This is a genomic window from Cupriavidus ulmosensis (assembly GCF_977008105.1).
In genome coordinates this window covers 3136949-3150708 of the sequence record NZ_CDRMWP010000002.1, presented here as the reverse complement: position 1 = coordinate 3150708, position 13760 = coordinate 3136949, and the positions used below count along the sequence as shown (strand labels likewise).

Annotated in this window: 11 protein-coding genes; 1 reads left to right on the top strand and 10 read right to left on the bottom strand. The window is 72.3% G+C overall.

Annotated elements, in window-relative coordinates; all coding sequences use genetic code 11:
- Positions 1-121: 121 nt before the first annotated feature.
- The 7 genes from ACWTPI_RS33605 to ACWTPI_RS33575 form a co-directional block, all read right to left on the bottom strand.
- Complete coding sequence (locus ACWTPI_RS33605; protein WP_454733945.1) at positions 122-2227, bottom strand: acetate--CoA ligase family protein; 2106 nt, start codon at positions 2225-2227, stop codon at positions 122-124.
- Between the two features lie 38 nt (positions 2228-2265).
- Positions 2266-3261: a tripartite tricarboxylate transporter substrate binding protein gene (locus ACWTPI_RS33600; RefSeq protein WP_020423824.1), complete on the bottom strand. Its 996-nt coding sequence runs from the start codon at positions 3259-3261 to the stop codon at positions 2266-2268.
- A 56-nt stretch (positions 3262-3317) separates the two neighbouring features.
- Positions 3318-3686: a Zn-ribbon domain-containing OB-fold protein gene (locus ACWTPI_RS33595; protein ID WP_454733944.1), complete on the bottom strand. Its 369-nt coding sequence runs from the start codon at positions 3684-3686 to the stop codon at positions 3318-3320.
- Positions 3687-3780: 94 nt separating this feature from the next.
- Positions 3781-4923 carry a thiolase family protein gene (locus ACWTPI_RS33590; protein ID WP_454733943.1) on the bottom strand — a complete coding sequence of 381 codons (1143 nt, stop codon included), beginning with the start codon at positions 4921-4923 and terminating at the stop codon, positions 3781-3783.
- An 11-nt stretch (positions 4924-4934) separates the two neighbouring features.
- Positions 4935-6185 carry an ABC transporter substrate-binding protein gene (locus ACWTPI_RS33585; RefSeq protein WP_454733942.1) on the bottom strand — a complete coding sequence of 417 codons (1251 nt, stop codon included), beginning with the start codon at positions 6183-6185 and terminating at the stop codon, positions 4935-4937.
- 68 nt (positions 6186-6253) lie between these two features.
- Positions 6254-7309 carry a cyclase family protein gene (locus tag ACWTPI_RS33580; protein WP_020203767.1) on the bottom strand — a complete coding sequence of 352 codons (1056 nt, stop codon included), beginning with the start codon at positions 7307-7309 and terminating at the stop codon, positions 6254-6256.
- A gap of 3 nt (positions 7310-7312) precedes the next feature.
- Entirely contained in the window at positions 7313-8149 is an 837-nt protein-coding gene (locus ACWTPI_RS33575; RefSeq protein ID WP_020203766.1) for an IclR family transcriptional regulator, read from the bottom strand.
- Between the two features lie 287 nt (positions 8150-8436).
- Here ACWTPI_RS33575 and ACWTPI_RS33570 point away from each other — a divergent pair, with 287 nt between their 5' ends.
- Positions 8437-10905: a penicillin acylase family protein gene (locus ACWTPI_RS33570; RefSeq protein ID WP_454733941.1), complete on the top strand. Its 2469-nt coding sequence runs from the start codon at positions 8437-8439 to the stop codon at positions 10903-10905.
- Between the two features lie 39 nt (positions 10906-10944).
- Here the strand turns inward: ACWTPI_RS33570 and ACWTPI_RS33565 are convergent, their stop codons facing one another.
- Genes ACWTPI_RS33565 through ACWTPI_RS33555 form a run of 3 tightly spaced genes read right to left on the bottom strand, consistent with a single transcriptional unit; the run spans position 10945 to position 13730 of the window.
- A complete protein-coding gene (locus tag ACWTPI_RS33565) occupies positions 10945-12231 on the bottom strand; it encodes a M20/M25/M40 family metallo-hydrolase (protein ID WP_454733940.1) in 1287 nt (428 codons plus the stop codon).
- A 2-nt stretch (positions 12232-12233) separates the two neighbouring features.
- Positions 12234-12896, bottom strand: a complete 663-nt coding sequence (locus tag ACWTPI_RS33560) for an amino acid ABC transporter permease (RefSeq protein ID WP_020203763.1) — start codon at positions 12894-12896, stop codon at positions 12234-12236.
- A gap of 12 nt (positions 12897-12908) precedes the next feature.
- On the bottom strand, positions 12909-13730 hold the full coding sequence (locus ACWTPI_RS33555; protein ID WP_020203762.1) for an ABC transporter substrate-binding protein: 822 nt from the start codon (positions 13728-13730) through the stop codon (positions 12909-12911).
- Positions 13731-13760 lie beyond the last annotated feature (30 nt).

The window sequence follows — 13760 nt, the reverse complement described above, 5'->3', positions numbered from 1 at the left end:
CATTCTAATGAGCGGACGCGGCCCGATGCACGCGGCAAGCAACGGAAAATCCGGTCTGTTCGCATTTGACAATGGCCGGAATCGGATTGCTCCGACGCGGGCCTGCCGCCCGCATCGCGCCTCAGCCCGCCACCTCCATCAGCGCGTCCACCACCACCGCCCCGCCCGCGCTCACCATCACCGGGTTGAGGTCGAGCGCGCGGATGGCGCCGCCGGCCTCGTGCATCAACCGGCCGACGCGCGCGGCGATCCGGCACAGCGCGGCCACGTCCACGGCGCTCTCGCCGCGCACGCCGGCCAGCAGCGGCGCGATGCGCAGGCCGGCCACGGCGCGCGCCACCGCGGCTTCGCTGCAGGGCGCGAGCAGCACGGCGGTGTCGCGCAGCACCTCGACGTACTTGCCGCCGTCGCCGACCACCACCACCGGCCCGAACACCGGGTCCCAGTGCGCGCCGACCATGCATTCGCGCTGGCCGCGCTCCATGCGCGCGACCACCACGCCTTCGCAGGCGGCGCCCATCTTGCGCAGGATGTCGGTCTGGACGATGTAGGCGTGCGCGACGGCGTGCTCGTCGTTGCAGTTGAGCGCCACCAGGCCGTGCTCGCTCTTGTGCGGCACCTGCGGCGAGCTGGCCTTGACGGCCACCGGGCCTTTCAGTTCGCGCCAGGCCGCCACCGCTTCGTCCACGCCGTGGCACAGCTTGTGGGCCACCACCGGGATGCCGGCCGCGGCCAGGCGCGCCAGGCTGGCGGCTTCGCTGAGGGTTTGCGCCGGTGCGTTCGCCGCCGCGCGGGCCCTGGCGCGCGCGGGCGGCCGGTGCGCGGCCGCCGCGCCGTCTTCCTGCGCGGTCTCGCGCAACTGCCGCTGGTGCGTGGCCAGTTGCGCGAAGGCGGCCAGCGCGTCGGCCGCGCTGGCGTAGGTGGGCACCCCGGCGGCGCGGAACGCGGCCGCCACCGGCGCCTGCCACGCGGCCACGGCGATCGGCTTGCCGGCGCTGTCGGCAAAGCCGGCGGCGTCGCGCGCGAAGCGCGGCAGGTCGTAGCCCATGCCCGCCACCGGGATGTCGAGCAGCACCAGATCGGCGGCGGGGTCGGCGGCGACCACCGGCAGCACGTCGCCGAACAGGCCGCTGTTGGTCAGCAGCGCGGCGGTCACGTCGACCGGGTTGGCGGTGGCGGCGAAGCCGGGCAGGCGCTCGGCCAGCGCGGCCTGGGTGGCGGCCGACAGCGGCGCCAGCGCGAGGCCGAGCGGCTCGGCGGCGTCGGCGGCCATCACGCAGCTCGCGCCCGAGTTGCTGACCACCACCAGCCGGCGCCCGGCGGCCTGCCAGCCGCGCAGGTAGAGCGGCGCGCAGCGCGCCAGCGCGTGCGCGTCGTCGACGCGGAAGATGCCGTGGCGCGCCAGGAAGGCGCCCACCGCGCGGTCCTCGTTGGCGATGGCGCCGGTGTGCGAGGCCGCCGCGCGCTGGCCCGCGCTGGAGCGCCCGGCCTTCACCGCCACCATCGGCACGCCGCGCCGGCGCGCCACCGCCGCGGCCTCGGCCAGCACGGCCGGGTCGGTCAGGCTTTCCAGGTACAGCAGGATCAGCTTCACGTCGGGGTCGTGCGCCACGGCCAGCGCCAGTTCGCTGACGGTGAGGTCGGCCTCGTTGCCGGTGGCGTGCATGTGGCGCACGCCGATGCCCTGCCCGCGCAGCAGGCCGTAGACCATCGCGCACACGCCGCCGCTCTGGCTGACCACGGCCACCGGGCCGTCCTGCGGCGGCACCTCGATGAACATGGTGGAGAAGCTGGCGATGGTGCCGGTGCCGAAGTTGGCCAGCCCCTGGCTGTTGGGGCCGACCAGGCGCAGCCCGGCGCCGGCGGCCACGCGCACCATTTCGTCCTGCTGGCGGCGGCCTTCCGCGCCGGCCTCGCCGAAGCCCGAGGCGATGACGATGGCCGCGGCCACGCCCAGGCGCGCGCAGTCGCGCACGGCGGCGACGGCCGCCTCGCCGCCCACCACGATGATGGCCAGTTCGGGCACCTCGGGCAGCGCGTCGAGCGAGGCGAACGCGGGCAGGCCCTGGATGGTGTCGCGCTGCGGGTTGACCGGATAGAGCTTGCCGGCGTAGCCGTGCTCGCGCATGTAGTAGATGGGCCGGCCGCCGATCTTGTGGATGTGGTCGGAGGCGCCGATCACCGCGATCGAGCGCGGCGCCAGCAGGGCTTGCAGGGTCTGGTTCATGGTGGATTGCGGCGTGGCAGCAAAGAGAAGCGGGGGAGTCAGTCGATGGTGGCGCCGGAGGCCTTGACCACCTTGCCCCATTTGTCGATTTCGCGGGCGAGGAACTGGCCGGTGGCGGCGGGCGAGGTCCACTCGGCGGCAAAGCCCTGCGTGGCGAACTTGGCGCGCACGTCGTCCTGCTCGAGCACGGTCTTGAGCGCGCTGCTGAGCGCGCCGACCACCGCGGGCGGCGTGCCGGCCGGCGCCAGCAGCGCATTCCACGCGGTGGCCTCGTAGCCGGGCAGGCCGGCCTGCGCCACGGTGGGAAGGTCGGGCGCGGCGGGCGAGCGCGCCGCGCCCGTGATCGCCAGCGCCTTGAGCCGGCCGTCGCGCACGAACGGCATGGCCGAGAGCATGGTGTCGAACATCACGGTGGCCTGCCCGCCCATCACGTCGGTCAGCGCGGGCGCGCTGCCCTTGTACGGCACGTGGGTCATGCGCGTGCCCGCCATGCTGTTGAACAGCTCGGCGGCAAGATGGGTGGACTGCCCGTTGCCCGAGCTGGCGAAGCTGACCTGTCCCGGCTTTGCCTTGGCCAGCGCGATCAGCTCGGCCACGCTGCCGGCCGGCGTGGCCGGCGCCGTCACCAGCACCAGCGGCCCGCGCGTGAGCAGCGAGACCGGCGCGAAATCCTTCTGCGTGCTGTAGCCGGGCTTGCTGAACAGCGTCATGTTGATCGCGTGCGCGGTGGTGGCCACCAGCAGCGTGTAGCCGTCGGGCGCCGACTTGGCGGTCGCTTCCGCGCCGATGTTGCCGCCCGCGCCGGGGCGGTTCTCCACCACCACCGGCTGTTTGAGCTGGTCGGCCAGCTTCTGCCCGACCACGCGCGCCACGATGTCGGTGGGGCCGCCCGGCGGGTAGGGCACGATCAGCCGCACCGGCCTGGCGGGCCAGGCCTGCGCCCGCGCCGGCGGCGCGGGCAATGCGCCCGAGAGGGCGATGGCGCCCGCCAGCAGGGCGAGCGCGGGCCGCCGAAGCGGCAAGGTTCGGTTCATGTCGGTCTCCTCGGTTGTGATGGAAGCGCCGCGCGCCGACCGGCGCGCGCCGCGTGCTATTCGCGCAGGAAGCGCAGCAACGTGCGTTCGCCGTGCCGCAGGAAACCGGCGCGCACGCGCTCGCCGATGGCCACGCCGGGCTCGGCATGCGCCATCACGCGCGGGCCTTCGTCGAGCGTGGCCAGCACCAGCGTGTAGGGCGCCAGCGCGCGGAACGCATCGGTCGGCGCGCGCGCGACCTCCGTGACCGAGTGGATGGTGGCGGTGCCCGCCGCGTCGCGCCAGCCCAGGCGCGTGCCGCCGCACGCGCGGCAGGCGTGGCGCTGCAAGGGCTGCCACGCGCCGCAGTCGGCGCAGGCCTGGTAGCGCACGATGCCGGCGTCGAGGCCGGACTGGTAGGGATGGTCGGCTTGGTCGGTGGTCATGGCTGGTTCCGCGATGGCGCCGTGCGTTGCAGGGGGTTTGCTTCCCTCTCCCGCGAAGTGGGGGAGAAGACAAGGGGACTGGCGAGCGGCGTGGTCATTGCGCCTCCAGCACCAGGCTCACGTGCGACGACAGCACGCCGCCGTCCGCGTGGAACAGCGCGCGCCTGCGCGGCGGGAGTTGCCGCGCGCCGGCCTTGCCCGCGAGCTGCCGCCCGGCTTCGGCAAGATGCATCAGTCCGCCCGCCACGCCCGAGTGGCCGAACGCGAGCAGCCCGCCGTGCGTGTTGAGCGGCAGCGCGCCGTGGCGGCCGAAGTCGCCGGCGGCCAGCCGCCCGGGCGATTCGCCGCGCCCCGCCACGCCGAGTTCCTCGAGCAGCATGGCCAGCGTGATGGTGAAGGAGTCGTAGATCGCCAGGTAGTCGACCTCCGCGACCGTGCTGCCGGCTTCGCCGAGCGCGCGCCGCGCCGCGTCGGCCGCGCCGGTGGCGAGCACGCTGTCGAGCGTGCTCAGGTGCTGGTGGCGGTGCGCCTGCCCGGCGCCGGCGATGCGCACCGGCCGGCCGCCGCCGGGCTCGGCGGAGATCACCACCGCCACCGCGCCGTCGGAGATCGGGCAGCAGTCCGACAGCCGCAGCGGCGAGGCGATGGGCCGGGCGGCGCGCGCCGCCTCCGGCGTCATCGGCTCGCGCAGGTGCGCGTCGGGATGCCCGGCCGCGTGCTCGCGCATCAGCACCGCGAAGCCGCTCAGGTCGTCCGCGCGCAGGCCGGTCTCGAACAGGTAGCGCGAGGCCAGCAGCGCGTAGTACGCCGGCACCGAGGCGCCGTTGGGCACCTCCATCTCCGGCTCGCCGACCTGGGCCAGGGTCTGGATGGACTGGTCGCGGCTCTGGCCGCTCAGGCGGTTCTCGCCCGCCACCACCAGCACGTGGCGGCAGCGCCCGGCGCGCACCAGCTCGCGCGCCAGCATGGCCATCACGCCGCCGGTGGCGCCGCCCGAGGCCACGCCGTGCGCGTAGGCGGGATCGAGCGAGGCGTACTCGCAGAAGCGCGTGGCCAGCATCAGGTGCGGCAGCGTGGTGGCGTAGCCGCACAGCACGCCGTCGATGTCGGCGCGCGCCAGGCCGGCGTCGGCCAGCGCGGCATCGGTGGCGGCGGCCATCAGCGTCAGCGGCGTGCTGCCTTCGATGCGGCCGAAGCGCGTATTGCCGGCGCCGCGCAGGTAAACGGGATTGAGCATGGGCGTTCCGTTCAGCGCTTCATCAGCGGGCATTGCGACTTGGCCGGCGGGATGAAGGCCTGGTCGCCCGGCACCGTGGCCAGCAGCTTGTAGTAGTCCCACGGGTACTTGGACTCGGCCGGCGTCTTGACCTCGAACAGGTACATGTCGTGGATCATGCGGCCGTCCTCGCGGATGCGGCCGTTCTTCGCGAAGAAGTCGTTGATCGGCATGGCCTTCATCTGCTTCATCACGGCGGCGGTCTCGTCGGTGCCGGCGGCCTGGATGGCCTTGAGGTAGTGCATGACGGAGGAGTAGGTGCCGGCCTGGCTCATGTTCGGCATCTTCCTGAGCTTGTCGAAGTAGCGGCGCGACCATGCGCGCGTGGCGTCGTTCATGTCCCAGTAGAAGCCTTCGGTCAGCAGCAGCCCGGAGGCGGTCTTCAGGCCGATGGCGTGGATGTCGTTGATGTACAGCAGCAGCCCGGCCATGCGCTGGCTGCCGCCGCGGGTCAGGCCGAACTCGCTGGCGGCCTTGATGGCGTTGACCGAGTCGCCGCCGGCGTTGGCCAGGCCCACCACCTGCGCCTTGCTGGCCTGCGCTTGCAGCAGGTAGGAGGCGAAGTCGCTGGCGCCGATCGGGTGGCGCGCCGCGCCCAGCACCTTGCCGCCGGTCTCGTTGATGACGGCGGTGGCGGACTCCTGCAGCGTGTGGCCGAAGGCGTAGTCGGCGGTCAGGAAGAACCAGGTCTTGCCGCCGCGCTGCACCACCGCGCGCGCGGTGGAGTTGGCCAGCGCGTAGGTGTCGTAGGCGTAGTGCACCGACACCGGCGTGCACAGGTCGTTGGTGATGCGCTCGGTGCCGGGACCGGAGAACACCACGATGCGGTTCTTCTGCCTGGCCACTTCCAGCACCGCCAGCGCGGGCGCGGAGGCCGCCACGTCGAGGATGGCGTCGACGTGGCCGGTGTCGAACCACTCGCGCGCCTTGCTGGCGGCGATGTCGGCCTTGTTCTGGTGGTCGGTCACGACCAGCTCGATCTTCTTGCCGAGCACCTTGCCGCCGAAGTCGTCGATGGCCATCTGCGCGGCCACGGCGCTGCCGCGCCCGGTCACGTCGGCATACAGGCCGCTCATGTCGAGGATCAGGCCGATCTTGACTTCGTCGTCGGAAATGCCGGGTTTGGCGGCTTGCGCCACGGCCTGGCCGGCGCCGCACAGCAGGGCGGCGGCCAGCGCCAGCGCGCCGAGCGGCCGGCGCAGCCACGGATGGTTGCGGTTCATGGTTGTCTCCTCCAGCGTGGGGCCTGCATGGCCCGTTTTTTTCTTGATTTCTTGAGGCGCGGGTCCGGTCAGACCGTCGCGATCGGCGTGGCGGGCGAGCCCACCGCGCCCGGCAGCCGCAGCGGCGGCGCCGTGAGCAGGAAGCGCGCGCGCCGGTTGGCGCGCAGCCACGCGGCCAGCTCCTGCAGGTACCACAGTTCGCCCAGCGGCAGGCCGAGCTTGAACAGGCAGTGATGGTGCAGCGGCAGCAGCGGGTGGTGCGTCTCGCCGGCCGGCGCGGGCAGCGCCGGGTAGCGCTCCACCGCGTAGTTGTCGGCGATCAGCGCGGCGATGCCGGAATCGGTGATCCAGTTCAGCAGGCGGTTGTCGCGGCCGTCGAGCGCGCAGCAGGCGTGGTGCAGCACGTTCTCGTCGGGCTCGCGCCGCATCGACAGCACCACCTCGGCGAAGCCGGTGCGCAGCAGCAGCATGTCGCCGCGCTCCACCTCCACGCGGTCGGCTTCGAGCACGCGCATCAGGTCGTCGTAGCCGACGTTGCGGAAGTCCAGCCCGTAGTGGTGCGCCAGGTCCGCCAGCGCGCCGCGGCCCTGCATGCCCTTCACGGCGAAGTTCTCGATGCCGAGCGCGCGCGCCTCGCTGTGCTCGTGGCCGCAGGCGTGCGCGGCGAAATGGTCGTCCTCGGCGTAGTCCACCGGGCCGACGATGTGCTCGTTGGCGCGGTAGCCGTTGTAGTAGACGCGCTCGGCGCGGCCGTCGCCGTCGGCGTCGAACAGCGCGCCCACGTGCGCGAGCGAGTCCCACTGCGTGGAGTATTGCAGCGACAGCAGCACCTGGTCGTCGCTGATGACGTCGGTGGCGGCGGCATCGACCTTGGCCAGCGGGAAGTTCACGTAGGGGATGTCGTCGCGGAAGGTCGGGCGCAGCACCGGCGGGTGGCGGCGCGGGTTGAGCTTGTTGCCGCCCGGGTAGTCGAGCGGCAGCGACAGGCAGAACGACAGCCCGGCCTGCACCTCGAGCGCGCCCTTGCGGACCTGCTCGGGGCCGATCAGGTTGACGCGGCCGAGCTGGTCGTCGGGCCCAAAATCGCCCCAGTTGGATCCCTGCGGTCGTTGTTTCCAGCGCATGCGCTATGCCTCCGGTTGTGGTTGGACGCGCGCGGCGCCGGCCTTGCGTGGCCGCCGCGCGGTGGATGATCCGGCCGGGCCGCCCTGCGCCGCCGGCAGCCAGGCCGCGCACACGGCCTCGGCCTCGCGCCGCAGCGCGCGCGCCAGCGCCGGCTCGCGTTCGGTGATGCGCTCGTTGAGCGCGGCGATGCTGATGGCGCCGAGCGGGTAGCCGTCCGGGCCGGGCAGCGCGATGGCGATGCCGCCCATGCGCTCCACCACCACGTCGAGCAGCACCGCGTAGCCGCGCGCGCGCGTGGCCTGCACCTCGCGCAGCAGCAGCGCGCCGTCGATGCGCGGATAGCGCCGCAGCGCCGGCGCGATGGCGCGCACGGTGGCTTCCACCTCGGCATCGGGCAGCGCCGCCAGCAGCGCCAGGCTGCCGGCGCCCACGCCGAGCGGACGGCGGCTGCCCACGTCGAGATAGTTGGCGCGGATCGGGAAGGTGCCCGGGCGCAGTTCCAGGCAGACCGACTCGCAGCCGCTCGGCACCGACAGGATGGCGGTGTCCTCGAACGCCTGCGCCAGCCGGATCAGCGCGGGCCGCGCGGCGGCGCGCGGGTCGATGCGGCGCACGCTGGCCGCGCGCAGCGCCAGCCATTCGGGGCCGAGCGAGAATGCCTTGGTGTCGGCGTCGCGCGCGATGAAACCCTCGGCCGCCAGCGTGTCCAGCAGGCGCAGCGCCGAAGCCTTGTCCACGCCCGTGACAGCGGCGAGATCGGTCAGCCGCGTATTGCGCGGGTCGGACAGCGCGCGCAGCAGCTTGCAGGCTTTCTGGAGGGAGGTCGTGGGGACCGTCACGCGCAGGCTCCGGGATGGGCAGTTTCGGGGAGTGAAACCGGTTCCCAGGTTATAGACGCCCGGACGCGGGGCGTCATTCTGCGCTGCATCAAAGTTTTGCGGGATAAAACATCGCGCACAAGCCGCGCACAAGCCGCGCGCAAGGCCCGCCGGGGCCTGCCGCGCGCGCCCGGCACCGCGCCGGATTTCGCCCGCGCGTGCCGTCTTCCGCTATCCTTGGCGACATTTCGCCGCGCGCCGGGCGCGCCGCCCCGCATGCAGTTCCCGCCATTCCGAGGAGATTCCAGATGGTCCGCCGTGCCCGCCGCCTTGCCGCCGTCCTTGGCCTGAGTGCCGTCCTGGGCGCCGGCGCCGCGCAGGCCGTGCCGGCGGCGGCCAACAACGCGGCCGCGGCATCCGGCACCGAGCGCTACCAGGTGGCCGGGCTGGAGAAGCCGGCCAGCATCCTGATCGACCGCTGGGGCGTGCCGCACATCTACGCGGGCACGCTGTACGACGCCTTCTACGTGCAGGGCTTCATGGCCGCGCGCGACCGCCTCTGGCAGATCGACCTGTGGCGCAAGCGCGGCCTGGGCGAGATGGCCAGGGACTTCGGCGCGGCCTACGTGGAAGGCGACCGCATGGCGCGCGCGGTGCTGTTCCGCGGCGACATGTACCGCGAGTGGCTGGCCTACGGCTCCGACGCCAAGCGCGTGGCCGAGGCCTTCGTGGCCGGCGTGAACGCCTTCGTGGCGCAGACCGAGGCGCGTCCCGAGCTGCTGCCGCCCGAATTCCGCATCCTCAACTACAAGCCCGCGCGCTGGCGCGCCGAGGACATCGTGCGCATCCGCCACCACGGCCTCACGCTCAACCTCACCGGCGAGATCGACCGCGCGCAGATCTACTGCCACGTGAAGCCCGACGCGGTGCGCGCCGACTGGGTGCGCCGCGAGCTGGACCCGCCGGTCACGCCCCGGCTGCCCGAGGGCCTGGACCCGTGCGCGCTGCCGGTGGCCGAGCTGCGCCGCGCCTACGACCTGGCCACCGCCGCGCCGCGCTTTCCCAAGGAGTGGTGGACCTCGGCCGCGGCCGGCGACATCCCGCACGAGGCGCTCTACGCGGTGCTCGACGGCAACAGCGACACCGCGCGCAGCCTCGGCTCCAACAACTGGGTCATCGCCGGCGCGCGCACCGCCACCGGCCGCCCGATCCTGGCCAACGACCCGCACCGCGCGCAGGGCGCGCCGAGCCTGCGCTACATCAGCCACCTGAACGCGCCCGGCCTGTCCGTGATCGGCGCCGGCGAGCCGTTCCTGCCCGGCATCTCGATCGGCCACAACGACACCGTGGGCTTCGGCCTGACGCGCTTCTACATGGACCAGGAAGACCTCTACGTCTACGAGACCAACCCGGCGCAGCCGCGCGAGTACCGCTACCGCGGCCGCTGGGAGCCGATGGAGACCGTGACCGAGGACATCGCCGTCAAGGGCGAGGCCGCGCCGCGCAAGGTCGGCATCGACTTCACCCGCCACGGCCCGGTGCTGTACGCCGACGCCAAGAGCGGCCGCGCCTACGTGCTGCGCGCCGCGTGGCTGGACTTCGGCATGGCGCCGTACTTCGGCTCGATGGACTACATGCGCGCCCAGAACTGGGACCAGTTCCGCGCCGCCATGAACCGCTGGGGCGCGCCCGGCGAGAACCAGGTCTACGCCGACCGCGACGGCAACATCGGCTGGCTGCCCGGCGGCCTGACGCCGATCCGCCCGAACTGGGACGGCCTCATGCCGGTGCCCGGCGACGGCCGCTACGAATGGGCCGGCTACCGCAACATGGACGAGCTGCCGTGGGCCTTCAACCCGAGCGCGGGCTACGTGGTGACGGCCAACGAGAACAACATCCCGCCCAGGCATCCCGCCGCCCGGCTCGGCATCGGCTACGAGTGGAGCGACACCGCGCGTGCGCGCCGGCTCAAGAGCCTGGTCGCGGCCAACGCGCATTCGTCGCTGGCCGACAGCATGGCCTGGCAGAACGACACCGTCTCGCTGCCCGCGCTGCGCGCGGTGGCCGTGCTGGCCAACGTGCGCAGCGACGACGCGCAGGCGCAGCGCGGCCTCGACCTGCTGCGCGGCTGGGACGGCAACGAGCGCGCCGACAGCGCGCCGGCGGCGCTGTTCGAGGTGTGGTTCAGCAAGTACCTGCGCCCGGCCGTGGTGCGCGCGGCGCTCTCGCCGGACGGCGCGCGCCTGGCCGGCTACGGCGACGCCAGCCGCGTGCTGGCGGTGCTGGAGCGGCCCGAGCCGTGGATGCCGCTGGAGCGCCGCAACGAGGCCATCGTGAGCTCGCTCAAGAGCGCCATGACCGAGGTGGAGCGCAAGCTCGGCCCCGACCCCAGGGCCTGGCAATGGGGCAAGCTGCACGCCGCCGTGTTCGACCACCCGCTGCACCCGATCCTCGACGCGGCCGCGCGCCAGCGCTACGACGTCAACGCCGGCCCCATCGGCGGCTCGTCCTTCACGCCGATGAACACCAGCTATCGCAACAGCGATTTCCAGCTCACCGCCGGCGCGTCGTTCCGCATGGTGCTGGACGTGGGCAACTGGGACGCCTCGCGCGTGATCAACACGCCGGGCCAGTCGGGCAACCCGGCCAGCCCGCACTACCGCGACCTCGCGCCGCTGTGGGCCAGGGGCGAGTATTTCCCGCTGGTCTATTCGCGCAAGGCGGTGGAGAAGGAGAGCCGGGAGCGGGTGGAGCTGGTGCCGCTGGCGCCGCAGTAGCGGGGACCGTGGTTCGTGCCGCCCCCGCTGCCGGAACGGCTATGCCGCGGCGGCCTGGCCCAGGTAGCCGAACGCGATCAGCGTGTGGATCTGCGCGACGCTCACCAGCTCGTCGATGTAGACGTGCTCGTCGGGCCCGCCCATGCCATGCGGCGTGCAGCCCAGCACGACGGTCGGCACGCCGGCCGCGCGGTACAGGCGCGCATCCGAGGCGCCCACGCGCATGTTGGCCACCGGCGCGCCGCCCGTCACCCGCGCGGATGCCGACAAGGCGCGCCGGACGATTTCATGGTCCGGTGAAGTGAAGCTCGGCTCGTAGCGCTGGACCACCTTCCAGCTGACGCCTGCCATCGGACCCAGCCACTGGTCCAGGCATTCGATGACCTGCCGCGTGCTGACGCCGACCGGCAGGCGGATGTCTCCCTGGGCCCGGGCCAGCGTGGGCACGAGGTTGGGCGAGACGCCGCCGTCGATGGTGCCGATGTTCACGGTGACACGCTGCAGCACCTCGCTCTCGCCGGCCCCCGACATCGGCTCGGACACGGGGGCCGCCACCGCGATGGCCGCCCCGATCTCGGCGGGCGCGTCGACGGCCAGCGACTCGAGCCGCTTGACCGCGTCCAGCGCGACGCGCAGCCGGTCGATGGCATTGACGCCCTTGTGCACGTGGGCGCCGTGGGCCGGCTCGCCGGTGGCGCTGATCTCGATCCAGAACAGGCCCTTCTCGCCGAAGCGAACCACCAGCGGGGAGCCCACGTCGCCGCTGACCATGACGTCGCCGCGGCCTTCGGGCACGTTGTCCAGCAGCCACTGCGTGCCGAGGACGCCCATGCTTTCCTCGTCGCCGGCGAGGGTCACGACGGCCTCGCCGCACCAGTCGCCGCGGCGCTCGGCCAGCACCGTGGCGGCGGCGATCGACGCGGCGATGCCGGCCTTCATGTCCGACACGCCGCGGCCGTACAGGCGCCCGTCGCGCACCACGCCGCCCAGCGGCGGGACGGTCCAGCCGAGGTCCTCGCCGATGGGGAAGGTGTCCAGGTGGCCGTTGAACACCAGCCGGCGCCCGGGCTTGCCGCTGTCGATGCGGGCCACCAGGTTGACGATGCCGGGCGCGGTCTCGTGGCGCGAGATCGCCACGCCCGGGATCGCGCTCAGCAGGCCGAAGGCCGCGTGCGCCGCGGCGGACACGTCGCCCGGGGGATTGGGCGACGCCGCCGCCACCAGCGCGCGGGTCATGTCGACGAGCAGGTCCCGGCGCGCCGCGACGGCGGCGAGCAGTTCGCTCTCCAGCGCTTGGGCAGCCTGGATTTCCGATTGATTTTGCATGTTCATTGATGCGCGAGGCGCCGTTCCCAGAGCCGGATGGCCATGGCCAGCGGCCAGCAGATGACGAAATAGACGACGGCGATGAAGGTGAAGATCTCCAGCGGCCGGAAGGCGGTGGCGGACAGCTCCATGCCCCGCCGCGTGATCTCGCTGACCGAGATCACCGAGGCCAGCGACGAGTACTTGATGAGCTGCACGAAGTTGGCCGCGATGGCCGGCAGGGTCAGCCGCACCGCCTGCGGCAGCACGATGCGGTGGAAGGTGTGCCAGGGGCTCATGCCCAGCACGAGCGCCGACTCCCGCTGGCCCGGCGGCACCGCCTGGATGCCGGCCCGGTACGCCTCCGACAGGAACGCCGAGGAGTAGACCGAGAGCGCGATGATGGCGGCCGGCAGGGCGTCGATGGAGATGTCGAACACCATCGGCAGCACGTAGTACACCCACAGGATCTGCACCAGGATCGGCGTGTTGCGGATGACCTCGCCAAAGCCCATGCCGAACCAGCGCAGGGCGCGGTGGCGCGACATGTCCAGCAGCGCGATGGCCAGCCCGCCGAAGATGGAGGCGAGCAGCGTGCACGCGCAGATCAGCAGCGTCTGGCCGAGGCCGGAGAGCAGGAAGTCCAGGTTGTTGGGGATGACATCCCAGCGGAATGCGTAGTGCATGGCCGGCTTGCCTCAGGGCGCGACGTTGCCGTCGAGCTGGTACTTCCTGGCGATGGCCGCCAGCCGCCCGTCCATCTTGGTGATGTCGATGAACTGGTTGACGAAGTTCAGCCAGATCTGGTCGCCCTGGGGAATGGCATAGGCGACCGGGGTCGGGGCCAGCTTTTTCGGCGGCTCCACGCTCTGGGCCCAGTCGAACTCCTGCTTCACGCGCAGGACCGTCGGGTAGTCCACCAGGATCACGTCGGCGCGGTTGGCCGACAGCTCGGCCTCGCGGGTCGCCGGCGGCTGGATGGAGACGATGGTGGCCTTCTTCAGGTACCCCTTCATGTAGGTCTCGATGTAGCTGCCCAGGAGGACCGCCACCTTGACGCCGGGCTTGTCGATGTCGGCCCAGGTCTTGACCTTGCCGCCCTTGCGCACCACGCCGTAGACCGACGCGTTCATGTAGGGCTTGCTGAACTCGACCGCCTGCGCGCGCTTGGTGGTCACTCCGAGCGCGAACATGCCGATCGCGCATTTGTTGGATTGCAGGTCGGCGATGAAGGTGCCGAAGCCGGACTCGACGAACTCGACCTCGGCGCCGAGCTCCTTGCCCAGCTCCCTGGCCATGTCGATGTCCAGCCCGGTCAGCGCGTTGGTCTTCGTGTCGCGAAAGGAGATGGCGTAGTACAGCGGGTAGATGCACACGGGAAGCTTCCTGCTCTTGGTGATCTCGAACAGGCGCGACTGCGTTTGCTGGGCCGACGCCGGCGCGGCGGACAGCGCGGCGGCGCCCGCCAGCAGCACGAGGGCCGTCTTGCGCAGGAAGGAGACTGGGGAGGAGATGGACATGGCGAAGCCTTTTCGGGAAGAAATTCGGTA